Source organism: Microlunatus panaciterrae (assembly GCF_016907535.1).
Taxonomy (GTDB): Bacteria; Actinomycetota; Actinomycetes; order Propionibacteriales; family Propionibacteriaceae; genus Microlunatus; species Microlunatus panaciterrae.
Genome location: NZ_JAFBCF010000001.1, coordinates 2,768,920 through 2,793,729 on the forward strand (window position 1 = coordinate 2,768,920; position 24,810 = coordinate 2,793,729).

23 protein-coding genes are annotated in these 24,810 nt (G+C 69.3%); 18 read left to right on the top strand and 5 right to left on the bottom strand.

Annotated elements, in window-relative coordinates; genetic code table 11:
* Positions 1 to 86: 86 nt before the first annotated feature.
* Positions 87 to 1,772 (top strand): ABC-F family ATP-binding cassette domain-containing protein, encoded by a 1,686-nt coding sequence (locus tag JOE57_RS12690; RefSeq protein WP_204918473.1) that lies wholly within the window; start codon positions 87 to 89, stop codon positions 1,770 to 1,772.
* A gap of 51 nt (positions 1,773 to 1,823) precedes the next feature.
* Here JOE57_RS12690 and JOE57_RS12695 read toward each other — a convergent pair whose 3' ends face one another.
* Positions 1,824 to 2,606, bottom strand: a complete 783-nt coding sequence (locus JOE57_RS12695) for a helix-turn-helix domain-containing protein (protein ID WP_204918475.1) — start codon at positions 2,604 to 2,606, stop codon at positions 1,824 to 1,826.
* A 139-nt stretch (positions 2,607 to 2,745) separates the two neighbouring features.
* On the opposite strand from JOE57_RS12695, the gene JOE57_RS12700 reads away from it, so the two are divergent.
* From JOE57_RS12700 to JOE57_RS12710, 3 genes are all read left to right on the top strand, one after another.
* Complete coding sequence (locus JOE57_RS12700) at positions 2,746 to 3,600, top strand: phytanoyl-CoA dioxygenase family protein (protein ID WP_204918477.1); 855 nt, start codon at positions 2,746 to 2,748, stop codon at positions 3,598 to 3,600.
* A 13-nt stretch (positions 3,601 to 3,613) separates the two neighbouring features.
* A complete protein-coding gene (locus JOE57_RS12705) occupies positions 3,614 to 3,925 on the top strand; it encodes a hypothetical protein (protein ID WP_204918479.1) in 312 nt (103 codons plus the stop codon).
* A gap of 141 nt (positions 3,926 to 4,066) precedes the next feature.
* The gene (locus JOE57_RS12710; RefSeq protein WP_204918481.1) at positions 4,067 to 4,975 is read left to right on the top strand and encodes a cation diffusion facilitator family transporter; all 909 of its coding nucleotides are present in this window, start codon (positions 4,067 to 4,069) and stop codon (positions 4,973 to 4,975) included.
* A gap of 250 nt (positions 4,976 to 5,225) precedes the next feature.
* Here JOE57_RS12710 and JOE57_RS12715 read toward each other — a convergent pair whose 3' ends face one another.
* Positions 5,226 to 6,497 (bottom strand): citrate synthase, encoded by a 1,272-nt coding sequence (locus JOE57_RS12715; RefSeq protein WP_204918483.1) that lies wholly within the window; start codon positions 6,495 to 6,497, stop codon positions 5,226 to 5,228.
* A 214-nt stretch (positions 6,498 to 6,711) separates the two neighbouring features.
* On the opposite strand from JOE57_RS12715, the gene rplM reads away from it, so the two are divergent.
* The 3 genes from rplM to glmM are packed head-to-tail and all read left to right on the top strand — an operon-like array spanning position 6,712 to position 9,104.
* Positions 6,712 to 7,155: a 50S ribosomal protein L13 gene (gene rplM / locus JOE57_RS12720; RefSeq protein ID WP_204918485.1), complete on the top strand. Its 444-nt coding sequence runs from the start codon at positions 6,712 to 6,714 to the stop codon at positions 7,153 to 7,155.
* A 54-nt stretch (positions 7,156 to 7,209) separates the two neighbouring features.
* The gene (rpsI, locus tag JOE57_RS12725) at positions 7,210 to 7,731 is read left to right on the top strand and encodes a 30S ribosomal protein S9 (protein ID WP_204918487.1); all 522 of its coding nucleotides are present in this window, start codon (positions 7,210 to 7,212) and stop codon (positions 7,729 to 7,731) included.
* A gap of 20 nt (positions 7,732 to 7,751) precedes the next feature.
* Entirely contained in the window at positions 7,752 to 9,104 is a 1,353-nt protein-coding gene (glmM, locus tag JOE57_RS12730; RefSeq protein ID WP_204918489.1) for a phosphoglucosamine mutase, read from the top strand.
* A gap of 169 nt (positions 9,105 to 9,273) precedes the next feature.
* Here glmM and JOE57_RS12735 read toward each other — a convergent pair whose 3' ends face one another.
* The gene (locus tag JOE57_RS12735) at positions 9,274 to 9,456 is read right to left on the bottom strand and encodes a hypothetical protein (RefSeq protein WP_204918491.1); all 183 of its coding nucleotides are present in this window, start codon (positions 9,454 to 9,456) and stop codon (positions 9,274 to 9,276) included.
* 256 nt (positions 9,457 to 9,712) lie between these two features.
* A complete protein-coding gene (locus tag JOE57_RS12740) occupies positions 9,713 to 10,891 on the bottom strand; it encodes a hypothetical protein (RefSeq protein ID WP_204918493.1) in 1,179 nt (392 codons plus the stop codon).
* A gap of 92 nt (positions 10,892 to 10,983) precedes the next feature.
* Here JOE57_RS12740 and JOE57_RS19200 point away from each other — a divergent pair, with 92 nt between their 5' ends.
* The gene (locus JOE57_RS19200; RefSeq protein ID WP_338041295.1) at positions 10,984 to 12,084 is read left to right on the top strand and encodes an App1 family protein; all 1,101 of its coding nucleotides are present in this window, start codon (positions 10,984 to 10,986) and stop codon (positions 12,082 to 12,084) included.
* A gap of 11 nt (positions 12,085 to 12,095) precedes the next feature.
* On the opposite strand, the gene coaA is transcribed toward JOE57_RS19200, so the two are convergent.
* On the bottom strand, positions 12,096 to 13,046 hold the full coding sequence (gene coaA / locus JOE57_RS12750) for a type I pantothenate kinase (protein ID WP_204918494.1): 951 nt from the start codon (positions 13,044 to 13,046) through the stop codon (positions 12,096 to 12,098).
* Positions 13,047 to 13,121: 75 nt separating this feature from the next.
* Between coaA and glmS the strand changes: the two genes are divergently transcribed.
* The 10 genes from glmS to tsaD all read left to right on the top strand — a co-directional run bounded on the left by glmS (position 13,122) and on the right by tsaD (position 24,738).
* Positions 13,122 to 14,966: a glutamine--fructose-6-phosphate transaminase (isomerizing) gene (gene glmS, locus JOE57_RS12755; RefSeq protein ID WP_204918496.1), complete on the top strand. Its 1,845-nt coding sequence runs from the start codon at positions 13,122 to 13,124 to the stop codon at positions 14,964 to 14,966.
* 49 nt (positions 14,967 to 15,015) lie between these two features.
* Positions 15,016 to 15,366 (top strand): holo-ACP synthase, encoded by a 351-nt coding sequence (locus tag JOE57_RS12760; RefSeq protein ID WP_204918498.1) that lies wholly within the window; start codon positions 15,016 to 15,018, stop codon positions 15,364 to 15,366.
* 2 nt (positions 15,367 to 15,368) lie between these two features.
* On the top strand, positions 15,369 to 16,838 hold the full coding sequence (locus JOE57_RS12765) for an NAD(P)H-hydrate epimerase (protein WP_239578935.1): 1,470 nt from the start codon (positions 15,369 to 15,371) through the stop codon (positions 16,836 to 16,838).
* Complete coding sequence (alr, locus tag JOE57_RS12770) at positions 16,826 to 17,980, top strand: alanine racemase (RefSeq protein WP_204918500.1); 1,155 nt, start codon at positions 16,826 to 16,828, stop codon at positions 17,978 to 17,980. The genes JOE57_RS12765 and alr overlap by 13 nt, the downstream gene beginning before the upstream one ends.
* A complete protein-coding gene (locus JOE57_RS12775; RefSeq protein ID WP_204918502.1) occupies positions 17,980 to 19,077 on the top strand; it encodes an alpha/beta fold hydrolase in 1,098 nt (365 codons plus the stop codon). The genes alr and JOE57_RS12775 overlap by 1 nt, the downstream gene beginning before the upstream one ends.
* Before the next feature lie 220 nt (positions 19,078 to 19,297).
* Positions 19,298 to 21,484, top strand: coding sequence for a DEAD/DEAH box helicase (locus JOE57_RS18700; protein WP_239578936.1), 2,187 nt, complete (start codon positions 19,298 to 19,300; stop codon positions 21,482 to 21,484).
* A 16-nt stretch (positions 21,485 to 21,500) separates the two neighbouring features.
* A complete protein-coding gene (gene tsaE / locus JOE57_RS12785; protein ID WP_239578937.1) occupies positions 21,501 to 22,490 on the top strand; it encodes a tRNA (adenosine(37)-N6)-threonylcarbamoyltransferase complex ATPase subunit type 1 TsaE in 990 nt (329 codons plus the stop codon).
* Positions 22,471 to 23,220: a tRNA (adenosine(37)-N6)-threonylcarbamoyltransferase complex dimerization subunit type 1 TsaB gene (gene tsaB, locus JOE57_RS12790; protein WP_204918504.1), complete on the top strand. Its 750-nt coding sequence runs from the start codon at positions 22,471 to 22,473 to the stop codon at positions 23,218 to 23,220. Before tsaE ends, tsaB begins: the two co-directional genes overlap by 20 nt.
* Positions 23,221 to 23,222: 2 nt before the next feature.
* Entirely contained in the window at positions 23,223 to 23,693 is a 471-nt protein-coding gene (locus JOE57_RS12795) for a GNAT family N-acetyltransferase (protein ID WP_239579687.1), read from the top strand.
* Complete coding sequence (gene tsaD, locus JOE57_RS12800; protein WP_204918507.1) at positions 23,686 to 24,738, top strand: tRNA (adenosine(37)-N6)-threonylcarbamoyltransferase complex transferase subunit TsaD; 1,053 nt, start codon at positions 23,686 to 23,688, stop codon at positions 24,736 to 24,738. Before JOE57_RS12795 ends, tsaD begins: the two co-directional genes overlap by 8 nt.
* Positions 24,739 to 24,810: the final 72 nt, after the last annotated feature.

Below are 24,810 nucleotides of genomic sequence, written 5' to 3' on the forward strand. Positions count from 1 at the left end.
ATTTACCGGTCAGGTCGCGGCGCACCTATTCGGCGGCTGGGCTTATTCGATTGGTCGGGCCGGTCGCAGCACCTAGGATTCCCGCCATGGGTCACGTCGAACTGTCGGGTGTCTCCTACCAGCTTCCGGATGGTCGGGTGCTGCTGGACGACGTCTCCTTCCGGGTCGCCGATGGGGCCGTCGTCGCCCTGGTGGGGGCCAACGGATCCGGCAAGACGACCCTGATGCGTATCGTCGCGGGTGACCTCGCGCCGACCGCCGGATCCGTGTCACGCAGCGGGGGGTTGGGGGTGATGCGCCAGTTCATCGGCAGCATCAGAGACCGCTCGACGGTCCGCGACCTGGTGTTCTCGCTGGCGCCGGAGCGGCTCCAGCATGCCGTTGCAGCGGTCGACCGGCTGGAGCTCGCCCTGATGGAGGACGACAGCGAGGGCACCCAGATGTCCTATGCCGCAGCACTGGGCGAGTATGCCGACGCCGGTGGCTATGAGGCGGAGGTGGTCTTCGACGCGTGCTGCACGGCGGCCCTCGGGATGGCGTACGAGCAGGTTAAGTGGCGCGAGGTCAACACGCTGTCCGGCGGTGAGCAGAAGCGGCTGGCGCTCGAGGTGCTGCTGCGTGGCCCGGAGCAGGTGCTGCTGCTCGACGAGCCGGACAACTACCTCGATGTGCCGGGCAAGCGGTGGCTGGAGGATCAACTGTCGTCGACCCAGAAGACGGTCCTGCTGGTGAGCCACGACCGCGAGCTGCTGGCCGAGGCGGCCACCTCGATCGCGGCCGTTGAGCTTGGCGCCGCCGGCAACACGGTCTGGACGCATGGCGGTGGCTTCGCCACCTTTGCCGAGGCGCGTAAGGAGCGGTTCCTGCGGTTCGAGGAGCTGCGGCGTCGCTGGGACGAGGAACATGCCAAGCTCCGGGCCCTGGTGCTGATGTACAAGAACAAGGCGGCGTACAACTCCGACATGGCCAGCCGCTACCAGTCGGCCAAGACCAGGCTGGCGAAGTTCGAGGAGGCCGGTCCGCCGCAGGCCATCCCGCTCGAGCAGCAGGTCTCGATGCGGCTGCAGGGTGGCCGGACCGGCAAGCGTGCGGTGGTGGTCGAGCGGCTCGAGCTCACCGGGCTGATGAAGCCCTTCGACGTCGAGATCTGGTTCGGAGACCGGGTCGCGGTGCTCGGCTCCAACGGCTCCGGCAAGTCGCACTTCCTGAGGTTGCTGGCGCGCGGCGGCTCCGACCCCGACATCGAACACCGGCCGGTGGGCAGCCTGGACATCGCCGCCGTCGCGCACACCGGCAAGGCCAAGCTGGGAGCCCGGGTCAGGCCGGGCTGGTTCGCCCAGACCCACCACCACCCGGAGCTGGTCGGCAAGACCCTGCTCGAGATCCTGCACCGCGGTGATGAGCACCGGGACGGGATGGGCCGCGAGCTGGCGTCGCGCAAGCTGGACCGCTACGAGCTGGCCCACGCCGCCGAGCAGCGGTTCGAGTCGCTGTCCGGCGGGCAGCAGGCGCGGTTCCAGATCCTGCTGCTCGAGCTCTCCGGGGCGACGCTGCTGTTGCTGGACGAACCGACCGACAACCTGGACATCGAGTCCGCCGAGGCGCTGGAGCAGGGGCTCGACTCGTTCGAGGGCACCGTCGTCTCGGTCACGCACGACCGCTGGTTCGCGCGTCGCTTCGACCGGTTCCTGGTCTTCGGCGCCGACGGCAGCGTGTACGAGTCCGACGAGCCGGTCTGGGACGAGAAGCGGGTCCAGCGGCTCCGGTCCTGAGCCTGGCTCGGCCTCGGTCGGTGCCGCCTGCTGCGCGGCGGGATCAGTGGCTCAGACCGCGCGGAGGGTCCGGGGAGCGGCCCCGAACTCGTGGTGGCACGCCTTGTTGAACGCCTGCAGGTCGGTGTAGCCGACCGACCTGGCCACCGCCGCGATCGGCAGGGTCGAGTTCTGCAGCAGGTGCCGCGCCTGCTGCAGTCGGCGGTGCCTGATGTAGCCCACCACCGTCTGGGCGGTCGCCTGCCGGAAGACGCGGGTCAGATGGTTGTGGGAGAGCCCGCAGAGCTCGGCGATCCGCGCCACCTCCAGCGGGTAGGCCAGGTTGGCCTCGATGTAGGAGATCGCCTGGGTGACAGCCGGGTGCGGTGCGCTGGTCTGCGGCTCGGACAGGGCGACAACCCGGTGCAGCGCCGTCCACGCCTCGGCCGACGCCTGGGCGGGGGACGAACGCAGGTTGCCCACGATGTGCATCATCAGGTCGGCGATGCCGCTGGTGGCGCTGCCGGCATCCTGCACCGCCAGCACCGGACGCGGTGAGCCTGAGTGCTGCAGGGCCAGGTGCGCGTAGAGATGCTCGGAGACGCCGCGGTAGGCGTACTCGATGTCCACGCCGGGGGCGACCAGGCTGACACTGCCCGGTCGGATGGTGTGCGGCACGCCGTCGAGGGTGATGGTGGCGTGGTAGCGGTAGAGGTGCAACGACCAGTGGTGCGGCAGCTGGTAGTGGTCTCGGTTGCTGTTCAGGCCGTGCACGCCGATGCCGGCACCCACAACGGTCGGCGGCTGGTCCAGGTGGACCGACTCGGTGACCGGTGCGAGGGCGGTCGGTGTCACAGTGAGAATCTACCAGTAATGGTGAAGCAGAACCACGCGCCTGAAGCGCAGCTCGGTTTAGGGTTGACGTATTCGAACCAGTGCCTGGCACTGGTGAGAGTGTCCTCCCGATCCAACCCGAAAGAGGGAAACCGACAGCATGGCTGTGCAGACCCGAGAAGTTGCCCCGGCCGCCGCGCCGGAAGGCGCCAAGCTCCTGACCTCTGTCGAGGTCGCCCGCTTCGTCGCGCAGGGCTTCCTGCGCTTCGACGGCATCGTGCCCGACGAGATCAATGGCCCCGCCGTCGAGCGGCTGGCCGCAGGCCCCGGCGAGGTGGACTACGGCATGACCGTGGATGAGGCCTTCGGTCCCGGAACGCTGGCCCGCGACCTGCTCGACCTGCCCGAGGTGGCTGGTGCGCTGCACAGCCTGCTCGGGCCGAACCCCACCATCGACCATCACGCCGTCCACGTGCGCAAGCCGCACGAGGGTGAGGCGCAGCCACTGCACGGTGACGCGATCATCGACGTGCGCCCGGACGCGTTCGACGTCCAGATGATGTACTACCCGCGCGAGGTGACCCTCGAGATGGGCGGCACGCTGAGCGTGCCCGGTAGCCACCTGCGCCGCACCAACGAGTCCGACACCGGTCGCTACCAGAACCTGCGCGGCCAGACCCGACTGGTCTGCCCGGCCGGCACCATCGTGCTGCTGCACCACGGCATCTGGCACGGCGGTCGCCGCAACGACTCGGACACCGCGCGCTACATGTACAAGATCAGGTTCAACCCCAGCGTGAAGCAGCGGCTGTGGTGGGACACCTCCGACCTGGACGACCCGGCCATCGACCAGGAGCTCAGCCTGCGCAACCCGTGGACCGAGGTGGCCACGGCGCGGCTGGAGGTCTACAACCGGGTCCTGCTGTGGCGTGAGCTGAGCGGCAAGGACGACTACGACATCGACTTCTGGGTCACCCGGGTGCGCAATCGCCCGGCCGCGGACCAGAGCAACTAGGAGGGGTAGCGCAATGACCGCGACACAGACCCAGACCGTTCAGGGCAGCACGCTCCGGCAGCAGGTGCTGGTGCTCTACCTGGCCACCTCGGCACTCGACGCCAGGGTGGTCGGCTGGTCCCGTTACGACGGCACCGGTGCAAGCAGCCCGACCACCGGTGACAGCGACGAGCCGCCGTACGAGTCCGGGGTGGAGGCGCTGCAGGACGGCTGGCGGCTGATCCAGGCCTCCCAGCTGATCCCGCCCTACCCGGGCCATGAGTACGACATGTCGTTCCTCAAGCACGAGTTCTTCTTCGAGAAGCTGGTCGACATCGCCGGCTGACCCACGTACCGCCAAGAGCGCCACCCGCCATGCCGCGGGTGGCGTTCTGCGTTCTGTGAGGCTGGTCGCCGACTCTGCACTGATGGACCGCCGTCACCGAAGCCAGCCGCCGAAGCCGGTTCGACATGCGAGGCTGACCCTATGAGGAGGCTCGCCTTTCCACGGGTCGGTGACGAACCTCAGGGCACCGCGTCTTCACTGACCAGGTACGCCTGGCTGTCGATCGCGGCGGCCGTGGTCACCATCGGCCTCAAGACGGGTGCCTACCTGCTGACGGGCTCGGTCGGACTGCTGTCGGACGCCGCCGAGTCGCTGGTCAACCTGGTCGCCGCTGTCGTGGCCCTGGTGGCGTTGCACGTCGCCGCGAAGCCGGCCGACGCAGGTCACCACTTCGGGCACGGCAAGGCGGAGTACCTCTCGGCCGGCATCGAGGGCTTGATGATCTTCGTCGCGGCCGGGTTCATCCTGTTCAGCGCCGTGCAGCGTCTCCTGCACCCGGTGGTGCTGGAGAGCCTGGGGCTGGGCCTGGCCATCTCCGCCGTCGCGTCGGTGGTGAACGGCGCAGTGGGCGTGCTGCTGCTGCGGAAGGGCACGGCTCATCGTTCGGTGACCCTCACTGCCGACGGCAAGCACCTGCTGACCGACGTCTGGACGTCGGCGGGCGTCATCGTCGGCGTGCTGTTGGTCGCGCTCACCGGCTGGCAACCGCTGGACCCGATCGTCGCTGCGGTGGTGGGGGTGAACATCCTGTGGACCGGCTTCCGGCTGGTGTCAGCGTCGATGCAGTCGCTGCTGGACGCGGCCCTGCCGGCAGAGGAACTGGACCGCATCAGCACCGTGCTGGACCGGATGCGGACAACCGAGGTCGACTTCGCCGAGTTGCGCACCCGCGCATCCGGGCAGCACCGCTTCATCACCCTGACGGTGCTCGTGCCCGGCGACTGGACCGTCGAGCGCGCCCATACCCTGACCGAACGGGTCGCCAGCGCCATCAGGGCGGCGTTGCCCGGCTCCGACGTCCAGGCCCACCTCCAGCCCCGACGAGGCTGAGTCGACGTATCGCGGCCCCGGGATGGGAGGGGTGGCGGCTCAGCAGCGCGTCGGGGATTCAGGGATCCAGCGGCGCGTGGGGGATCCAGCGGGTCCAGAGGGGTGCACCGGGCGTGCCTCCACCAGGGTTCGGCCGCCGTGCGCGTACAAAGCACGGGAAACTGTCACTCGGCTCGGCAAATTTGCCGAGCCGAGTGACAGTTTCCCAAGTCGACTTGGGAAACTGACAGAGCGGCCCCGGAGAAAGAGGTCAGCGCTTCTCGATCGGGATGAAGTCGCGGGTCCGGGCGCCGGTGTAGATCTGCTTCGGGCGGGCGATCTTCTGGTCCTTGTCCATCAGCAGCTCCTGCCACTGGGCCAGCCAGCCGGAGGTGCGGGGGATGGCGAACAGCACCGTGAACATCTCCGGCGGGAACTGCAGCGCCTCGTAGATCAGACCCGAGTAGAAGTCGACGTTGGGGTACAGCTTGCGGGAGATGAAGTATTCGTCCTCCAGGGCGATCTTCTCCAGCTCCATGGCGATCTTCAGCAGCGGGTTGACGCCGGTGACAGCGAACACGTCGTCGCAGGCCTTCTTGATGATGGTGGCGCGCGGGTCGTAGTTCTTGTAGACGCGGTGCCCGAAGCCCATCAGCTTCTCCTTGCCCGCCTTGACGCCCTCGATGAACTCGCCGACAGTGCCGATCCGGCGCAGCATCTTCAGTACGGCCTCGTTGGCGCCACCGTGCAGCGGGCCGTAGAGGGCGCCGATGCCGGCAGCGACCGCGGAGTAGGGGTCGACCTGGGACGAGCCCACAGAGCGGACCGCGTTGGTGGAGCAGTTCTGCTCGTGGTCGGCGTGCAGGATGAACAGCACCTCCAGCGCCTTGATCAGCCGCTCGTCGGCGTTGTACTTCTGCTCGCTCATCTTGAACAGCATGGCGAGGAAGTTGGCCGTGTAGGACAGGTCGTTGTCGGGGTAGACGTACGGCTTGCCCTGCCCGTGCCGGTAGGCGAACGCCCCCAGGGTGGGCATCTTGGCCACCAGCCGGGTGATCTGCAGGCGACGGTTCTCCGGATCGGCGATCTCACGGGCGTCGGGATAGTAGGTGGACAGGGCGCTGACCGAGGCCATCAGCATCCCCATCGGGTGCGCGTCATAGCGGAAACCCTGGATGAACTGCTTGAGGTTCTCGTGCAGGAAGGTGTGGTGGGTCACCTCGTGGGTCCAGCCGGCCAGCTCGTCACTGGTGGGCAGCTCACCGTTCAGCAGCAGGTAGGCGACCTCGAGGTAGGACGACGACTCGGCCAGCTGCTCGATCGGGTAGCCGCGGTATTCCAGCACGCCCGCGTCGCCGTCGATGTAGGTGATTGCGCTCCGGCATGACGCGGTGTTGACGAACCCGGGGTCGTAGGTGGCGAGTCCGGGCTCGCCGTCGAGGGCAATCTGCTTGAGGTCGGCTGCCCGGATAGTGCCGTCGGTAATGGCGATCTCGTAGTCGCGGCCGGTACGGTTATCGCGAATGCTGAGCGAATCGGTCATGGGCACAAAGTACGCGCCGATCCGTATCCACGGCCAGTGGGGGCCCTATGATTCGCGCCACCGGTGCGCCCGAGCGGGGGGCGCCCGTCCGGTCGTTTTGACCGGGGTGCTGGCCGACAGGTAATCTGGGCCGCTGTTGCGTCCTGCCGCGCCCGTCTGGCGTGGGTCGTGACGCGAAACTCTGTCAGTAACTCATGGAAGATGGTCAACGACCGTGTCTACGTACAGCCCCAAGCCTGGCGAGATCACCAGGGAATGGCACGTGATTGATGCCGAGGACGTCGTCTTGGGACGGCTCGCTGTCTCTGCTGCCACCCTGCTGCGCGGCAAGCACAAGCCCACGTACGCGCCGCACGTCGATGGTGGCGACTTCGTCGTGATCGTCAATGCCTCCAAGATCGCCCTGTCCGGCAACAAGCGTGACGCCAAGATGGCCTACCGTCACTCCGGTCGCCCCGGCGGTCTCAAGGCGGTCCCGTACGGTGAGCTGCTGGACTCGGACCCGCGCAAGGCGGTGGAGCTCGCGGTCTGGGGCATGCTGCCGAAGAACCGGCTGAGCCGCAAGCTCATCAAGAAGCTCAAGGTCTACTCCGGCCCGGAGCATCCCCACACTGCTCAGAAGCCGCAGCAGTACGAGATCACCCAGATTGCCCAATGACTGTCCTGACCAGTCACCTCATTTGCTCGCGAGCAGAAGCAAGGATTGAACCACGTGTCTGAGAACGCCGTAGAGACCATCGAAGCAGACGACGTCGCCCCCTTCACCGAGGACGACAAGGAGATCGCCTACCGCTCGGAGGCGAGCGGATCCGCCCAGCACAACCCGTCGGGTCGTCCGGCTGTGGTCGCCGCTGCCGGTGCCACCGGTCGGCGCAAGGAAGCGGTCGCTCGGGTGCGGATCGTCCCGGGCAGTGGTAGCTGGACGATCAACGGTCGTCCGCTGGATGACTACTTCCCCAACAAGGTGCACCAGCAGATCGTCTCCGAGCCGTTCCTGACGGCCGCTGTCGACGGTTCCTACGACGTGATCGCCCGCATCCACGGCGGCGGTGTCACCGGCCAGGCCGGTGCGCTGCGGCTCGGCGTGGCGCGCGCCCTGAACGCGGTGGACGCTGAGGCCAGCCGCCCGGCCCTGAAGAAGGCCGGCATGCTGACCCGCGACGCCCGGATCAAGGAGCGCAAGAAGGCGGGTCTGAAGAAGGCCCGGAAGGCGCCCCAGTACAGCAAGCGCTGATCGTCCGTTCGGCATCTCGGATGGCACGACTTTTCGGTACGGACGGGGTCCGGGGCCGAGCGAACGCGTTACTCACAGCGGAGCTCGCCCTGGACCTGTCTGTTGCAGCAGCCCATGTGCTGGGCGACCCGGTCGCGTCCGGCGGCCGCCGACCGGTGGCCGTCGTCGGCCGCGACCCGCGGGCCTCGGGTGAGTTCCTGGAGGCTGCGGTGGTGGCCGGGCTCGCGAGCTCCGGCGTCGATGTGGTCAGGCTGGGCGTGGTACCCACCCCCGGTGTGGCCTTTCTGACGGGCGCGACCGGGGCCGACTTCGGCGTGATGCTGTCCGCCAGCCACAACCCGATGCCCGACAACGGGATCAAGTTCTTCGCCCGGGGCGGCGAGAAGCTCGACGACGCGCTGGAAGACGCGATCGAGCAGCGGTTGGGAGCCTCCTGGGAGCGACCCACGGGTGCCGCCGTCGGCCGCGTCTGTGATGACCCGGCACTGGTCGAGTCCTACCTCGCCCACCTGGTCTCCAGCCTGGCCCAGCCGACCAGCCTGGAGGGCATCAAGGTGGTGGTCGACTGTGCCAACGGCGCAGCGCACCTGACCGGTCCCGGCGCCTTCGGCGGCCAGGGTGCCGAGGTGGTCACCATCCACTCCGACCCCGACGGCATCAACATCAACGACAACTGCGGCTCGACCCATCTGGGCGACCTCAAGGCTGCGGTGGTCGAGCACGGCGCCGATCTCGGGATCGCACTGGATGGGGACGCCGACCGCTGCCTGGCGGTCGACGCGAACGGCGATGTCGTCGACGGCGACCAGATCCTGGCCATCCTCGCCCTGTCGCTGAAGGAGTCCGCTCAGCTGCACGGGGACACCGTGGTCGCGACCGTGATGAGCAATCTCGGCTTCTTCAAGGCGATGGGCGAACACGGCATCCGGGTGGCGCAGACGAAGGTCGGCGACCGCTACGTGCTGGAGGAGATGAAGGCCCACGGCTACACCCTCGGCGGCGAACAGAGCGGTCACGTGGTGATGTCGGAGTTCGCGACCACCGGCGACGGGGTGCTGACGGCGTTGCACCTGATGAACCGGATGGCGGCCACCGGCCAGAGCCTGGCCGAGCTCGCCGCCGTGATGGTCCGGCTGCCCCAGGTGCTGATCAACGTCCCGGGCGTGGACAAGACCCGGGCGGCCAGCGACCCCACCCTCAGCGGTGCCGTCGCGGATGCGGCCCGTGAGCTCGGCAACGGCGGTCGGGTACTGCTCCGGCCGTCCGGCACCGAGTCGCTGGTGCGGGTGATGGTCGAGGCCGAGTCCGCGGCCCAGGCGCAGACGGTGGCCGAGCGGCTGGCCGGCGTGGTCAAGTCCTCGCTGGCACTCTGACCTTCCGTACGCTCGGTCGCCTTGGTGCGAAAACTCGACAGAACGCGAGGAATATCGCTGAAATCGGCCATTTTGGCAGCAGAACTCCGCAGGTGTCGAGTTTTCGCGGCCGCCGGGTCGCAGCCGCGTCACCGCGGGACTTCAATGGCGTCACGGCAGGGCCGCGGGGCTACCTCAGCTGCTGGAAGATCGAGATCCCGGCCGCAGCCAGCACCAGGGCGATGAGCCCGAGGATGATCGAGAGGATCAAGGAGAACAGCAGCGCACCGAACGCGCCGAAGAAACCGATCTTGATCGCGGTGCCCGCGCTGATCCGCACCGGCACCGGAAGGTTGGGAGTCGAAGTGCTCATACCAGCAGCGTAGGGGACCGGCAGCTGCCCGAGCCGCGCCAAGCGCCGCGGGTCGCAGGTGCGTCACACCCACCGCGATGATATCCAACCGGCCAGTTTGGGACCTTGGTCCCTATCTGGAGGTTGTGGCGGATGACAGCCTAAGGGTGTGGGTCGCGCGCCGGCCCGGTCTGCCGGGAACCGGGGGGAGTTCCGGCTGCAGGATCTTTCGGCGCGCGGCCCTTGACTCACGTCCGGACTTGGTTTCCGGGCCAGCTCACCCCAGTTCCGCAAGCCAGAGCTCCGCCGGTCCGGTGCCGCGCCGGGTCAAGAGATAGAGCCGCGACTGCTGCAGGACGGCGTCGACCAGGTCACCATCGGGCCCCGTCCTCCGGCTCCACCCCCCGGCGCCCCCGCTCGGCCCCAGCAGCACTCGGCTGTGCCCGTCCTGGCTGTAGGCCACTACGGTCCGTGCCGGACCGGACACCACCCGTGCTGCCGGTCCGCTGGGGTCGACAGCGGTGTCCGGCAGGGTGGTCCGAGCGGCGCTCGACGCCATCAGTGACCACAGGGCCAGCCGTCCGTCGACCTGGCCCGCCACCCAGCAGGCATCGCCGGAGCAGGCGACGGACTGGGCCTCGCTCCGACCTCCCGGATCCGGCAGGTCGGTGCGCCGCCAGTCGCCATCGGGACTGTCCGCCCGCCACACGGCGGCGCCCTGTCTGACCCCGTCCGCCAGCCGGATCGTGGAACCGGCGATGACCACGGCAGCGCCGTCGGCGACCGCCGCCCGGGCCAGCACCAGCCGCGTCTTGCTGCTGGCCAGCGGGGTGCCGGTGGAGTCCCGGCGCAGCCAGGTGTCACCTCGCGGCAGCCAGACGGCCGCGTCGAGGCCACCGGCGGTCCCGGTCCAGCTGCCGACCACGACCGGGCCCCGATCGGTCAGCACGATGTCGACCAGGGCACCGGCCTGCTGCCCGCCGAACGTCTCGAACGTCTGCGGGTGCTCCCGAACCGCGGCGCGGGTGCCAGTCCAGACGGTCCACCGGACATTGCCGTGGGCACCCCCGGAACGGCCGCCGAGGGCCACGACCCGGCTGCCGTCGGAATCCAGGGCTCTGAACTGCGCCACCCTCGCGTACGGGCTCACCGGCTCCAGCGGGATCGGAGACACCGTCTCACCGGCGGTCACCCGGAGCAGCCGTGGTGCTGGTGGGTTGGTGGTCAGCTGAGCGCCGACCAGCGTCTCGGCCGCCGCACCGCCCGACCCCGGCAACAAGGCCAGCACGGTCGGATCGAGCCCGTCGGGAAGCGCGACCCGGGACCAGTGCGGCGCCGGGACGGGACCCGGTCCCGGCTCCGAGCGGCTGCACGCCTGGCCGGCGATGATCATCAGTGCGGACAGCAGCGACGTTGCAGCCACCCAGCGTGACCGGGCCCGACGCCGACTCGCCATGGCGCGACCCTATCCCCGCCGGTCCGCCCGGGCGCTGTGTGACCTACGGCCGGGGTGGGCTGTCGAGGTCGCAGCCGTGGCAGACTGGCGCCGTGTCCGAGCCACCCGTGATCCCGGAGAACCTTCAGCGCGGCGACCTTCCGGATGAGGAGGCGGCCTCGCGTGCCTCCCGGATCGACGATGCGATCAACAACTTCCGTGAACGGCGGGCCCGCCGCCGCGGCCGTCGCCCCACCGTGATCGGCTATGTGGGCTACGGCTCGACCTCGTGGGTCCGGGTCCTGGGCCGGGTGCTGATCGCGTCAGAGTCCAAGCTGATCAAGATCACCGAGGACCGTGACGACTATCAGCGAATCCGCGGTTGGCGCAGCTTCACCAGTGTGCCGGTGGAGTCTGCGCGGGTCACGGTCGAGATCGCCGGCCGGACCACCGAGGTGGTGGCCGACCGCGGCGGTGTCATCGACGCCAAGGTGGACGTCCGGCTCTCGCCCGGCTGGCACACCGTCGGCCTGCGCACCGAGGATTCCGACACGGTACGCGCCTGGGTCTTCATCGTCGACCCCGAGGTCAGGTTCGGTGTCGTCTCCGACATCGACGACACCGTGATGGTGACGGCGTTACCCCGGCCGCTGCTGGCGGCCTGGAACACGTTCGTGCTGAACGAGCACGCCCGGACCCCGACGCCGGGCATTGCCGTGCTGTACGAGCGGATCAGCGCCGCCAACCCCCGGTCACCGGTGATATACCTGTCGACGGGCGCCTGGAACGTCGCGCCCACTCTTACCCGGTTCCTGTCCCGGAACCTCTACCCGGCCGGTGCGCTGCTGCTCACCGACTGGGGACCGACCCGGAACCGGCTCTTCCGCAGCGGGCCCGAGCACAAGCGGGCCAACCTCGAACGTCTGGCCGAGGAGTTCCCTCAGATTCGCTGGCTGCTCATCGGGGACGACGGCCAGCACGACGAGGCGATCTACGCCGACTTCGCCCGCCACCATCCCGACAACGTGGCCGCCGTCTGCATCCGCCAGCTCTCGCCCGGGGAGGCTGTGCTGGCCGGCAGCACCGGCCGAGCGCACGGCCCCGACCAGACGCCGGGGGTCCGGTGGTTCTATGCCTCCGACGGTGCCGGGCTTGCTGAGCAGCTGGTCGCGGCGGACCTGATGCCGGCCGAGTCGCGGCAGCCCGAGATCTGAGCCGTCTGACGTCAGAGCTTGCGGATCCGCACCCACTTGACCCGGTGGTCGCTGGCCTTGCGCAGGATCGCGGTGGCCCGGCCACGGGTCGTCTTGATGTTGAGCGCCAGGTTGGGTCCGTTGATGCTGTCCCACAGATGTCTGGCCTGTCGGATGGCCTGCTCCTCGGTGAGCTGGGCGTAACGGGTGAAGTAGGAACGCGGGTCGCGGAAGGCGGTGTCGCGCAGCGACAGGAACCGGGTGACGTACCAGTTGCGGATGTCCTCGGTTGCGGCGTCGACGAACACAGAGAAGTCAAAGAAGTCGCTGACCGCCAGCCCGGTGGTGCCGTCCGGGCGGATCCTGGCCGGCTGGAGCACGTTCAAGCCCTCGACGATCAAGATGTCGGGTCGGTGGACGACGATCTGTTCACCCTTGAGGATGTCGTAGACCAGGTGGCTGTACACCGGCGCGACGACCTCGTCCTTGCCCGACTTCACGTCCATCACGAACCGGAGCAGGGCCCGCCGGTCGTAAGACTCGGGGAATCCCTTGCGGTGCAGGATTCCGCGCCGTTCCAGCTCGGCGTTCGGCAGCAGGAAGCCGTCGGTGGTGATCAGCTCCACCCGGGGATGCTCCGGCCAGCCCGAGAGCAGCTCGCGCAGCAGCCGGGCGGTGGTGGACTTGCCGACGGCGACCGAGCCTGCCACCCCGATCACGAACGGTGTCCGGCCGACAGACAGGCCAAGGAAGTCATTGGTGGACTTGTGCAGCTCACCGGTGTGCAGCACGTACTGGCTCAGCAGTCGAGTCAGCGGCAGGTAGACCTCCCGCACCTCGGACAGGTTGATCGGATCGCTGAGCCCCCGCAGCCGGTCCAGGGTCGCCGCGTCCAGCGTCATCGGCGTCGAGGCGGCCAGGGCGGCCCAGTCGGCCCGGCTCCGCTCGACGTAGGGCCCGAGGCTGTTCGCTTCATGCGGCATGGGTGCATTCTGCCGTGGCGCGGGCCGGTTGTGTCCGTGACTCGACGCAGGCCGTCCGGCGGTACCCTAGGGCGCATGTGTGGAATCGTGGGTTACGTCGGCGGTCAGGCCGCCCTTGACGTCGTCGTCGAGGGGCTGCGACGGCTGGAGTACCGCGGCTACGACTCGGCCGGGGTCGCGATCGTCGCCGACGGTGGCGTGCAGGTCGCCAAGAAGGCCGGCAAGATCGCCAACCTGGACAAGCTGCTCTCCGCCGACCCGATGCCGAGAACGGGTACCGGCATCGGCCACACCCGCTGGGCCACCCATGGCGCACCGAACGACGCCAACGCGCACCCGCACCGGTCCGCGAACGGCCGGGTGGCGCTGGTGCACAACGGGATCATCGAGAACTATGTGGCGCTGCGGACAGAGCTGGAGGCGGCCGGCATCGCGATGACCTCGGAGACCGACACGGAGGTGGTCGCCCATCTGGTCGGCCAGCAGGTCGAAAAGGGCCTGGGGCTGACCGAGGCGCTGCGGGCCGTCTGCAACCGGCTGGAAGGAGCCTTCACCCTGGTCGCCGTCGACAGCGCCACCCCCGACATCGTGGCCGCCGCCCGGCGGAACTCACCGCTGGTGGTGGGGATCGGTGAGGGAGAGAACTTCGTCGCCTCTGACGTGGCCGCCTTCATCGAGCACACCCGGCAGGCGGTCGAGCTGGGCCAGGACCAGGTCGTCGAGATCCGCCCGGACGGGGTCAGCGTCGTCACCTTCGACGGGAACGAGGCCGAGGTCCGGCCCTACCACGTCGACTGGGACCTGTCGGCGGCCGAGAAGGGTGGCTTCGACTGGTTCATGCGCAAAGAGATCTACGAGCAGCCGCGGGCCGTCGCCGACACCCTGCTGGGTCGCTACGACAGCGACGGCGCCCTCACCCTGGACGAGATCAGGATCAGCGAGGCCGAGCTGCGCCAGATCGACAAGATCGTGGTGATCGCCTGCGGCACCTCCTTCTACGCCGGCCTGGTGGCGAAGTACGCCATCGAGCACTGGACCCGGATCCCCTGCGAGGTGGAGCTGGCCAGCGAGTTCCGCTACCGCGACCCGATCGTCGGGCCGACCACCCTGGTGGTCACCATCAGCCAGTCCGGCGAGACGGCCGACACCCTGATGGCGATCCGGCATGCCCGCGAGCAGAAGGCCCGGGTGCTGGCCATCTGCAACACCAACGGTTCGACGATCCCGCGCGAGTCCGATGCGGTGATCTACACCCATGCCGGACCCGAGGTCGGGGTCGCCTCCACCAAGGGCTTCCTCACCCAGCTGGTCGCCTGCTACCTGCTCGGCCTGTATCTGGCCCAGGTGCGTGGCACCAAGTACGGCGACGAGATCGCCACCATCATGCACGAGCTCGAGCAGATGCCGGCCCTGATCCAGCAGGTGCTGGACGGGATCCAGCCGGTGCTCGACCTGGCCTCGGAGTTCGCCGACGAGCCGTCGGTGCTCTTCCTCGGCCGCCACGTCGGCTACCCGGTCGCGCTGGAGGGTGCCCTCAAGCTCAAGGAGCTCGCCTACATCCATGCCGAGGGGTTCGCCGCCGGCGAGTTGAAGCACGGCCCGATCGCCCTCATCGACCACCAGCTGCCGGTGTTCGTCGTCGTACCGCCGCAGGGCAGGGACATGCTGCACGACAAGGTGATCTCCAACATCCAGGAGGTCCGCGCCCGCGGCGCCAAGACGGTGATCCTGGTGGAGGAGGGTGATGAGGAGGTGACTCCGTACGCCGACGTCCTGATCAGGTTGCCTAGGGTGTCCACCCTGCTGCAGCCCTTGGTGGCAACGGTTCCACTGCAGGTGTTCGCCTGCGAGCTGGCCACCCGGAAGGGCCACGATGTCGACCAGCCGCGGAACCTGGCGAAGTCCGTCACGGTGGAATGAGCTTGTTGATCATGGGCCCGGTCAGCGCCGGTCGACCGGATCGCGCCGCATGATCGTCGGAGTCGGCATCGACGTCTGTGACGTGGACCGCTTCGCCGAGACCATCCGACGCCGCCCGGGCCTGGTGCGGCGGCTGTTCACGGAGGCCGAGGCGGCGAAGCCGATCGCCTCGCAGGCCGCCAGGTTCGCCGCCAAGGAAGCCTTGGCGAAGGCGCTCGGGGCGCCGTCGGGAATGTCCTGGGTCCATGCGGAGGTGCTGACCGACGCCGACGGCAGGCCGTCGTTCAAGCTGATCGGGACCGTGGCCGAGCGGGCCGCGGCCCTCGGGGTGCAGGTGATCCACGTCTCCCTCTCCCACGACGCCGGGATCGCCTCGGCCGTCGTCGTCTGCGAGAGCTGATCATGAACGGCTACTCCGTTGAGCAGGTCCGCACCCTCGAGCAGCGGGCCATGTCGGCTCTGCCGGACGGAGTGCTGATGCAGCGCGCAGCTGCCGGACTGACGGCCATCCTGGCCGCCGAGTTGGTCCGCCGCCGGGGCGGCGTCTACGGCGCCCGCGTGTTGATCATGGTCGGGCCGGGGAACAACGGCGGGGATGCGTTGTATGCGGGAGCCCGGCTGGCCCGCCGGGGCGCCTCGGTCACCGCACTGCGCTGTGTCGGCACGCCCCACGCCGCCGGCCTGGCCGCTCTGCAGGCCGCCGGAGGCGTGGTGACGGAGCTCGCTGATCCTGGTCGTCCGGCATCGACCTCGTGGACGGTCGACCTGGCCGTCGACGGCATCTTCGGGATCGGCGGACGCCCGGGCCTGCCGGATCCGGTGGCGGAGCTGGCAGTCTCGCTGCAGGCCTCGGGCGTCCCGGTGGTGGCGGTGGACCTGCCGTCCGGGGTGGAGTGTGATACCGGGGCGGTGCCGGCGGCGTCGTTCCACGCGGTCCGGACGGTCACCTTCGGCGCGATGAAGATCTGCCATCTGGTCGAGCCTGCACGCAGCCGGTGCGGTGAGCTTGACCTGGTCGACATCGGGCTGGACCTGTCCGGCGGTCAGCCGACCCTGACGGCTGCCGAGGAGAGCATGCTGGCCAGCAGCTGGCCCTTCCCTGACGAGCGCAGCAACAAGTACACCCGCGGCGTGGTCGGGATCGACACCGGCTCCGATGCCTACCCCGGAGCGGGCATCCTGTCGACCCACGGCGCCGTCTACGCCGGCGCCGGTATGGTCCGCTTCCTCGGTCCGGCGGCGGCGGCGCAGGTCATCCGAGCCGAGCTGCCCAATGTGGTCTTCGCCCCCGGCCGGGTGCAGGCCCGGCTGTTCGGCTCAGGCTGGGGCGAGCGGCCCGACGGTGCCCGGGTGATCGCCGAGGCGTTGGAGTCCGAGCTGCCGTCCGTGGTCGACGCCGACGGGCTGAGGTATCTGCCGCCACGGCTGCCGCCCAGCTGGCTGCTGACTCCGCACGCCGGCGAGCTGGCCCGGCTGCTGGACGGGGACCGGGCGGAGGTCGAGGCCGATCCGATTGGAGCGGTCCGAGCCGGAGCCGACCTGACCGGGGCGACCGTACTGCTCAAGGGCGCCACCCAACTGGTGGCCCGGCCCGGTACCAGTGAGGTGCAGGTTGCCATCCCCGGCCCGGCCTGGACCGGTCAGGCCGGTTCCGGCGACGTCCTCGCCGGAGTGTGCGCCACGCTGCTCGCGGCCGGGAAGCGGGCCGACGCTGCTGCCGTGCTGGGTGCCTCGCTGCAGGCGGTCACGGCCGCGTCGGTGCCCGGTCCGTTGCCGCCGCACGAGCTGGCCCGCCACTTCGCCCGAGTGCTCGGCGCACTCGAGAGCCGGGCACCGGATCGCTGCGGTAGAAAGGACCTGTGGACCCACTGACCGCGAGCGCCGAGATCGACCTTGATGCCTTCGCCGCCAATGTCGACACCCTGCGTGCCCATGTCCACCCGGCAGCGATGATGATCGTGGTCAAGGCCGAGGGGTACGGGCACGGCCTGCTGCCGATCGCCGCCGCCGCCCGGGAGCGAGGCATCGAGTGGCTGGGGGCCGCCACCCCCGCCGAGGCGCTGGCGCTGCGGGAGGGCGGCGACACCGGCCGGGTGCTCACCTGGTTGTACGGTCCGGATACCGATCTCACGCCGCTGGTGGCGGCCGACATCGACGTCTCGGCGCAGTCGGAGGAGCAGATCGCACGGCTGGTGGCGGCAGCCGGCACCGTGGAGCGCGTCGCCCGGGTCCACCTCAAGGTCGACACCGGACTGTCCCGCAACGGCGCCACGGTTGACGACTGGCCCCGGGTCTGCGCCGCCGCGGTCGAGGCGGAGGAGACCGGCGCCGTCGAGGTGGTCGGCGTCTGGTCCCATTTCGCCGCGTCGGACGAGCCTGGGCATCCCTCCGTCGCGGCCCAGCTGCAGGTGTTCCGGGCCGCTTGCGAGGTGGCCGAGGAGATCGGGGTCCGCCCGAGGGTGAGACATCTCGCCAACTCTGCGGCGGCTCTGCTGCTCCCAGAGGCGCACTTCGACCTCGTGCGGGTCGGGATCGCCGCCTACGGGGTGGAGCCCGCTCCCGGGCTGGCTACGCTCGCCGGGATTCAGCTGCAGCCGGTGATGCGGCTGCGTGCTCAGTTGGCGAACGTCAAGCAGATCGCGGCCGGCACCGGGGTTTCGTACGGCCACACCTGGGTCGCCGACCGGGCCACCACCGTCGGCCTGGTCCCGTTGGGCTACGCGGACGGGGTGCCCCGGCACGCGAGCGACCTGGCCAGCGTCGGTCTCGACGGCCGTCGCGTCCCGGTCCGGGGACGGATCTGCATGGACCAGTTCGTTGTCGAGCTGGGCCCGGAGTCGACAGCGAAGGTGGGGGACGAGGTGGTGCTGTTCGGGTCCGGCAGCGGCGGCGAACCGACAGCGCAGGACTGGGCCGCGGTCTGCGACACCATCGGCTACGAGATCGTCACGCGGATCGGTGCCCGGGTGCCTCGGGTCTATGTCGCCCGGGTTGATGTTGAAGGCGTCGGCTGATGGCTCGGCCTCGGGCCAACCCCGGCCGGATCGCCCAGGGCATCGGGTTGGTGGCCGGGCTGGTCGCGTTGGCCGGCGGCAGCGTGGCGGCCGGGCTGGAGCTTGAGCGGCGGATCGTCTCGCGGCGTCTGCGGCTGCGAGACGAGGACGACAACGAGGACTTCTTCTCGCTGCGGTCCTCCGGTCCGAAGGTCACCACCCCTGACGGTGTGGTTCTGCATACCGAGGTCGACGAGCTGCCCGACGGCGTCAGCGACCACGACAACCTCACCGTGGTGCTGGTGCACGGGTACGCACTGAGCCTCGACTGCTGGCACTTCCAGCGGCAGTACCTGCGCGGTCGGGTGCGGGTCGTGCTGTACGACCAGCGCTCGCACGGCCGGTCGGGACGGTCGGCGCCGGAGAACTGCCGGATCGGTCAGCTCGCTGACGACCTGGCCCAGGTCGTCGACGAGGTGGTCGGCGACGGCCCCTGCGTCCTGATCGGCCATTCGATGGGTGGCATGACGATCATGCGGCTGGCCAGGAAGCATCCGGAGTGGTTCGACACCCGGGTGGTCGGTGTCGGACTCATCTCCACCTCCGGCGGCGACATGGCGGACTACTCGCCGATCAGAGGACTGCCCGGCCGGACCTTCGCCCGGATCGCCGAACCGCTGATGGCCACCCTCAACCGGTTGCCGGAGCTGGTGGAACGCAGCCGTAAGGCCGGCTCAGACCTCAGCTTTGTGGTGACACGCAGGATGTCCTTCGGTTCGGATGTTCCTGCGTCCTATGTCGAGTTCATGAGCGAGATGCTCGGCAGCACCCCGCTGGAGGTGGTCGCGGACTACTACCCGGCCTTCGCCGAACTGGATGAGCAGGAGGCCTTCCCGGTGCTGGCACGGGTGGAATGTGCGGTGATCGGCGGTGAGGACGACGTGATCACCCCGATCGGTCACACCGACCGGATCATCGAGCTGCTGCCGGGCGCCGAGTCGGTGAAGGTGCCCAACTGCGGCCATATGGGCATGATCGAGCACCACCGGCAGTTCAACGAGGTGCTGGCCGCGCTGATCGCGCGGGCCCGCACCCATCTGCGCCGCAACGCCGGCTGAGCCGTCGCCGGGATTCGGCTTAACCGACTGCTGCTGGTAATCTTGACCTACTCCCGGTTGCGACGTGCAGCTTGGGCCGTGCAGCGCCAACCATCAGAACGCGCTCTGGTTCGTCTCCCTCCACTTGCTTCATCTCCTGCCCAAGGGTGGCCAGGAGTGCGTGGGCCGTTGACGTGCCTACCAACCTGACCCGAGACCTCGGGCGGAGAAGTGAGTTCACATGCCAACCAACTCCGGTGCGCCTGCGCGCGCCTCGAGCAAGTCCAAGAAGAGCGGGCCGGGAGCCCCGAAGAAGGCTCGCAAGGTCCCCAAGAGCTTCAAGGTCGACGGTACGCCTAAGAAGCGGTGGTCGTCTGCCGAGCGGGCCGATCGTGGCCTCGGCCCTCGCAAGAGCGGCGGTCAGCCCAACCGGGCGCAGCGGCGTCGTGAGCAGTTCGGCGCCCCGGTGACCTCCGCCGGTGCCGAGCGTCCCCGCTTCGACCGAGAGAGTGACGACCGGCCCGCCCGGGACAAGACCCCGCGCGGCGACAACCGTTCGCGATCCGACGAGCGTCCCCGCTTCGACCGCAAAACCGACGAGCGCCCGCGGTTCGATCGGAACACCGACGAGCGTCCGCGCTTCGATCGGAACACTGACGAGCGTCCGCGCTTCGATCGGAACACTGACGAGCGTCCCCGGTTCGACCGCAAAACTGACGAGCGTCCGCGGTTCGACCGCAAAACTGACGAGCGTCCGCGGTTCGACCGCAACACCGACGAGCGTCCCCGGTTCGAGCGCAGCGGTGACGACCGCCCTCGCTATGACCGCACCAAGCCCGAACTGTCCCGCCAGACCCGTAGCGAGCGACCGCGCCATGAGGCCGGGTCCGACCGCTGGCGGAGCACCCGGGACAGCCGTACCGGTGACAACCGCCCGGCTGACAACCGCTCCGGCGGCTGGCGCGACGACCGCGGTTCCCGGGACAACAGGTCCGCCGGTTTCAGCCGGGGAACCGATCGGCCCGCCAGGTCCGACTCCGGTGAGTCCAATGCCGACACGATGAGCTGGACCGCACGCGAACTGGCTCCGGTCGACACCGGCGCCGTGACCGCCGAGCACGGCTTCGCCCGGCTGGGCCTGCCCAAGCCGTTGGTGGCTGCCCTCATCTCGGAAGGGATCACCGACCCGTTCCCCATCCAGGCTGCCACCATCCCCGACGCCTTGGCCGGCCGTGACGTGCTGGGCCGCGGTCAGACCGGATCCGGCAAGACGCTCGGCTTCGCGCTGCCGATGCTGACCACCCTTGGCGGCCCGGCCAAGGGCAACCGTGCTCCGCGCGGCCTGGTCCTGGTGCCGACCCGCGAGCTTGCAATGCAGGTGGCCGACGTGATCGCGCCGCTGGCCAAGACGATGGACATGTCCGTCACGCTGATCGCCGGCGGGATGGCCTACGGACCGCAGATCCGCGCCTTCGAGCGTGGCGTCGACGTCGTCGTGGCCACTCCTGGGCGGCTGATCGACCTGATGGAGCAGGGTGCGCTCGACCTGTCCCGGGTGGAGGTTGCGGTGCTGGACGAGGCCGACCATATGGCCGATCTGGGCTTCATGCCTGCGGTCACCACGATCATGGACCAGATGCCGGCCGGTGGTCAGCGACTGCTGTTCTCCGCGACCCTCGACCGGGCCGTCGACCGGCTGGTCAAGAAGTACCTCGACAACCCGGTGACCCACGAGGTCGACTCGGGCCAGGCGACGGTGTCGACGATGGTGCACCATGTCGTCCACATCCTGCCGCACGACAAGAACGCCCTGACGGCGGAGATCGCCGGTCGACCAGGCCGGACCGTCATCTTCGTCCGCACCCAGCGCGGCGCCGACCGGGTGGCCGAGCAGTTGCGGGCGGCAGGCGTGACAGCCGGGGCGCTGCACGGGGGTCTGACCCAGGGAGCCCGGACCCGCATCCTGGCGGCGTTCAAGGACGGCACCGTGCCGGTACTGGTGGCCACCGATGTCGCGGCCCGCGGTATCCATGTCGACGACGTGGGCCTGGTCCTCCAGGTCGATCCGCCGGCGGGCCCGAAGGAGTATCTCCACCGCGCCGGCCGGACGGCTCGGGCCGGCGGCACCGGTGTCGTGGTCACCCTGGCTCTGCCGCACCAGCGCAAGGAGCTGCAGCGGTTGACCTCCCAGGCCGGTGTCGCCTCGGCGCCGCTCGAGGCGCGCCCGGGTGACGAGGCGCTGGCCCGCGCGACCGGCTCCCGCCAGCCGAGTGGCGCCGCCGTCAGCCAGGCGGACTTCGAGAAGCTGATCGCTCCACCGGCACGCGGCGGTGGCCGGCCGAAGAACCGCAAGGACTTCGGCCGTCGTGACGCCGGCGGTTACCGTGGCGGCAACCGCCGTGGAACCGGTGGGCGGTCGCGAGGATAGTGCACCTAGCATTCTGATGGTGAACGTCTCCGTCATCGACCTGGTGCTGTCGGTCGCGTCCCCTGCGGATGCGACCGGCATGGTTGAGGTCATCCATGCCGCCTTCGGGGCTCGGCCGCCGCTCGACCCGCCGTCGACCGCGATAGCGGAGACGCCGGCGAGCATCCGGACTGCACTGTCGCATGGCGGTGGCGTCTTCGCCACCGTCGACGGCCGTCCGGCCGGGGTGATCCTGGTGTTGCCGGGGCCCGAGGGGGCTCGTGGTCGTACCGCCAGCCTGCAGCGTGTCTCGGTGCACCCGGAGTTCCAGCGGCACGGCGTCGCCTCGACCATGGTGCATGGCGTCGAGGAGTACGCGGCAGAGCTCGGCTACTCCCGGCTGGAGCTCTTCGCCCGGAGCGAGTTCGCCGAGCTGATCGCCTTCTGGCAGCACCGCGGCTTCACCATCGACCGGGCCGTCGAGCACGGCGTGATCCTGGCCAAGGATCTGCCGTTGTGCGTCGCCATCCCCGACAGCGAGGCCATGCAGGCCTTCGGTGAGCGGCTGGCCGGCCTGCTGCGGCCCGGCGACCTGATCATCGCCAGTGGTGACCTCGGCGCCGGCAAGACGACCTTGACGCAAGGGATCGGCCGCGGTCTCGGCAGCGACGGGCCGATCATCTCGCCCACCTTCGTGATCTCGAGGGTGCATCGCTCAGAGGCCGGACGGCCGGCGCTGGTGCACGTCGACGCCTATCGACTCGGTGGCCCGGACGAGCTCGAGGACCTGGACCTGGATGCTTCACTCGCCGATTCCGTCACCGTCGTCGAATGGGGCGAGGGTATGGCCGAAGCGCTGTCCGACAGCCGGCTGGAGATCGACATCCGCAGGTCGCAGCACGAGGACGACGAGTGCCGCACCCTCTTCCTCCGTCCGATTGGCGACCGCTGGCACGATGTTGATCTTGAGCCGCTCCGCCACCTAGATCTGAAGGAGCTGGATGGCCATGACCGCAGCCGACACTGAACAGAACCTGAGCACTGCAGAGGCTCCCAGTGCTCGGCAGATCGCCGGCACCGGGCAGACCGTGCTCGGCATCGACACCTCGACCGAGGTCTGTGTGGGCATCGCCCGAGCAGGGGTGGTGCTGGCGACAGCCATCGTCGCCGATCGGATGCAGCACGTCGAGCAACTGACCCCGCTGGTGCGTGGTGCCCTCGGCGACGCCGGTCTCACCCTGGACGAGGTCGAGCAGGTCGTCGTCGGCCTGGGCCCGGGTCCGTTCACCGGGCTGCGGGTCGGGGTCGCCACAGCGCGGATGCTGGCCTCGGTGCGGCGGCTGCCGTTGCACGGTGTGTGCAGTCTCGACGTGCTGGCCCAGCAGTGGGTCCGGGCCGGGGCAGAGGTGCCGGCGGAGTTCCTGGTGGGGACCGATGCGCGACGTAAGGAGGTCTACTGGGCTCGCTACGACGCGTCCGGTAGCCGTCTCGAAGGCCCGAAGGTCGGCGTTCCGGAGACCCTCCCTGACCTGCCGTTGGTGGGTCCCGCCGCCGACCTGTACTCCGACAGGGTGCGGGCTTCCGAGGGCCCGCGCTCCTTCGACCCGGGTGTGCTCGCTGTGGTTGCGGCTGATCTTGTCGATGCCGGCGTCGAGCCGCTCTACCTGCGGCGTCCCGACGCTGCCGAGCCCGGCCGGCGCAAGTCGGTACTGGTGCATCGGCCATGGGCCGCTCACCGCCTGGGAGGGGCTTCGTGATCATGGTCGTGCCGGCCACCGTGGATGATCTTGATGCCATCATGTCGCTGGAGTCAGCAGGTTTCGAGGCAGCCGAGCAGTGGAGTGAGACCAGCTGGCGCGACGAGCTGAGCGCGCCGGGACGTACGGTGTTGCTGGCGTGCGACGAGCGGGTGGTCGGGGCGATCGCTCTCAACGCCGTCGGGGAGTCGGCCGACCTGCAACGCATCGTCGTGGACCCCTCGGTCCGGCGCAGCGGCGTGGCCAACCGGCTGGTGCACGCCGGCCTCGAGGCCGTCCGGCGGTCCGGGGTGCGGAGTGTGATCCTGGAGGTCTGCTACGACAACGAACCGGCGATTGCGCTCTACCAGCGGCTGGGCTTCGAGCAGCTCGGGGTACGGGAGAACTACTACGGCAGCGGTCGGCACGCGTTGATCTTGAAACTGTACGCCGACAGCATGGAGCGGGAGATGACAGTGGTGGCGGATGACTGAGGCAGGTTCGGGGCCGTTGATCCTGGGCATCGAGTCCTCCTGTGACGAGACCGGGATCGGTATCGTCCGTGGCCATACTCTGTTGGCCAACGAGGTCGCCTCCAGCGTTGAGGAGCATATTCGCTTCGGCGGCGTGGTGCCCGAGGTGGCCAGCCGTGCCCACCTGGAGGCGCTGGTGCCGACCCTGGAGCGGGCCTGCGCCGGCGCCGACATTGATCTCGCTGAGCTGGACGGCATCGCCGTCACCGCAGGGCCCGGCCTGATGGGAGCGCTGGTCGTCGGACTGGCCGGAGCGAAGGCGCTGGCGTACGCCCTGGACAAGCCGCTGTACGGCGTCAACCACTTGGCCGGACATGTGGCGGTCGATCTTCTTGATCATGGTTCGCTGCCGGACCCGTGCGTCGCACTGCTGGTCTCCGGCGGTCACACCTCGTTGCTGCTGGTGGAGGACGTCGCCACCAAGATCACCGAGATCGGGTCGACCATCGATGACGCTGCCGGCGAGGCGTACGACAAAGTGGCCAGGGTGCTGGGGCTGCCCTACCCGGGCGGGCCGCACATCGACCGGGCGGCCACTGGGGACCGGCGTTTCATCAGGTTCCCGCGGGGGTTGACTGCGCCCAAGGACCTGGTCCGGCACCGCTTCGACTTCTCCTTCTCCGGACTCAAGACCGCGGTGGCCCGCTGGGTGGAGGCTCGCGAGCGGGACGGCGAGCCGGTGCCTGTCGCCGACGTCGCTGCCAGCTTCCAGGAGGCTGTCTGCGACGTGCTCAGCGCGAAGGCGATGGACGCCTGCCAGGCCTACGGATCTCAGGATCTGCTGATCGGTGGCGGGGTCGCTGCGAACAGTCGGCTCCGGGCGCTGCTGGCCGAGCGGGCGGCAGCGCTGGGTATCCGGCTGCGTACGCCGCGACCGATCCTCTGCACCGACAACGGTGCGATGATCGCCGCCCTCGGATCGGAAATCGTCTCCCGGGGCGGCCGGCCGTCCAGCCTCGACATCGGCGCGCACTCGTCTCTGCCGGTGTCCACAGTGCTGCTCTGAGGGCGGGTCGAAACCCTTCCGGGCAAGGGCTGCGGACCCCGACGGGAGGTCTGGACGCTCTGACGCCGACGG

What these genes read in the sequence shown, in the direction of transcription:
- JOE57_RS12795 (WP_239579687.1), top strand. Translation starts at nt 23,223, where the DNA reads ATGGTCGTGCCGGCCACCGTGGATGATCTTGATGCCATCATGTCGCTG.
- coaA (WP_204918494.1), bottom strand. Translation starts at nt 13,046, where the DNA reads ATGCCGCATGAAGCGAACAGCCTCGGGCCCTACGTCGAGCGGAGCCGG.
- tsaB (WP_204918504.1), top strand. Translation starts at nt 22,471, where the DNA reads ATGACCGCAGCCGACACTGAACAGAACCTGAGCACTGCAGAGGCTCCC.
- JOE57_RS12760 (WP_204918498.1), top strand. Translation starts at nt 15,016, where the DNA reads ATGATCGTCGGAGTCGGCATCGACGTCTGTGACGTGGACCGCTTCGCC.
- JOE57_RS12735 (WP_204918491.1), bottom strand. Translation starts at nt 9,456, where the DNA reads ATGAGCACTTCGACTCCCAACCTTCCGGTGCCGGTGCGGATCAGCGCG.
- JOE57_RS12740 (WP_204918493.1), bottom strand. Translation starts at nt 10,891, where the DNA reads ATGGCGAGTCGGCGTCGGGCCCGGTCACGCTGGGTGGCTGCAACGTCG.
- JOE57_RS18700 (WP_239578936.1), top strand. Translation starts at nt 19,298, where the DNA reads ATGCCAACCAACTCCGGTGCGCCTGCGCGCGCCTCGAGCAAGTCCAAG.
- tsaD (WP_204918507.1), top strand. Translation starts at nt 23,686, where the DNA reads ATGACTGAGGCAGGTTCGGGGCCGTTGATCCTGGGCATCGAGTCCTCC.
- JOE57_RS12710 (WP_204918481.1), top strand. Translation starts at nt 4,067, where the DNA reads ATGAGGAGGCTCGCCTTTCCACGGGTCGGTGACGAACCTCAGGGCACC.
- JOE57_RS12705 (WP_204918479.1), top strand. Translation starts at nt 3,614, where the DNA reads ATGACCGCGACACAGACCCAGACCGTTCAGGGCAGCACGCTCCGGCAG.
- JOE57_RS12765 (WP_239578935.1), top strand. Translation starts at nt 15,369, where the DNA reads ATGAACGGCTACTCCGTTGAGCAGGTCCGCACCCTCGAGCAGCGGGCC.
- JOE57_RS12715 (WP_204918483.1), bottom strand. Translation starts at nt 6,497, where the DNA reads ATGACCGATTCGCTCAGCATTCGCGATAACCGTACCGGCCGCGACTAC.
- JOE57_RS12775 (WP_204918502.1), top strand. Translation starts at nt 17,980, where the DNA reads ATGGCTCGGCCTCGGGCCAACCCCGGCCGGATCGCCCAGGGCATCGGG.
- JOE57_RS12690 (WP_204918473.1), top strand. Translation starts at nt 87, where the DNA reads ATGGGTCACGTCGAACTGTCGGGTGTCTCCTACCAGCTTCCGGATGGT.
- glmM (WP_204918489.1), top strand. Translation starts at nt 7,752, where the DNA reads ATGGCACGACTTTTCGGTACGGACGGGGTCCGGGGCCGAGCGAACGCG.
- glmS (WP_204918496.1), top strand. Translation starts at nt 13,122, where the DNA reads ATGTGTGGAATCGTGGGTTACGTCGGCGGTCAGGCCGCCCTTGACGTC.
- JOE57_RS12700 (WP_204918477.1), top strand. Translation starts at nt 2,746, where the DNA reads ATGGCTGTGCAGACCCGAGAAGTTGCCCCGGCCGCCGCGCCGGAAGGC.
- tsaE (WP_239578937.1), top strand. Translation starts at nt 21,501, where the DNA reads ATGGTGAACGTCTCCGTCATCGACCTGGTGCTGTCGGTCGCGTCCCCT.